The 566-nt window shown below is 69.1% G+C and carries 1 protein-coding gene; it reads left to right on the top strand.

Annotated features, from left to right (window positions below; genetic code table 11):
- Positions 1-554, top strand: a 554-nt coding sequence (locus N865_RS21340) for an ISL3 family transposase (RefSeq protein ID WP_034810297.1), incomplete at its 5' end; no start/stop codon positions are given.
- Between the last annotated feature and the right edge of the window lie 12 nt (positions 555-566).

Genomic DNA, 566 nt, shown 5'->3' with positions numbered 1-566 from the left:
TGGACGCGTTCCACGTCGTCAAGCTCGGCACCCAGGTCCTGGACGAGACCCGACGACGGGTGCAGCAGGAGACGCTGCACCGGCGCGGCCACAAGGAGGACCCGCTGTACCGGGTCCGCGGGCTGCTGCGCCGCGGGCGAGAGCACCTCACCGACCGGCAGGTCGCCAAGCTCGAGGCGTGCCTACAGGCCGGCGACCCGGCCTGGGAAGTCACGATCGCCTGGCACGCCTACCAGCAGCTCCGCTCGATGTACCAAGCTGACGACCCGGCCGAGGGGCGACGGATCGCCGAGCAAGTCATCGGCTCGTTCCCGACCTGCCCGGTCCCCGAGGTCGCCCGCCTCGGCCGGACCCTCAAGCAGTGGAAGGACCACGTCCTCGCCCGCTTCGACACCCACCGAATCAGCAACGGCGGCACCGAGGCCGTCAACCTCATCATCGAAAAGACCCGACGGCTCGCCCACGGCTTCAGAACGTTCGAGCACTACCGGCTACGGATCCTGCTCGCGGCCTCAGGAACCCGCGCCTATCGACGAGGCCCAGCCCATGCTTGATTCCGAAGAGCC

This window comes from Intrasporangium oryzae NRRL B-24470, assembly GCF_000576595.1.
Lineage (GTDB): Bacteria > Actinomycetota > Actinomycetes > Actinomycetales > Dermatophilaceae > Intrasporangium_C > Intrasporangium_C oryzae.
Note: the sequence above shows the minus strand (reverse complement) of the source record. Positions and strands in the feature narration are given on the sequence as shown.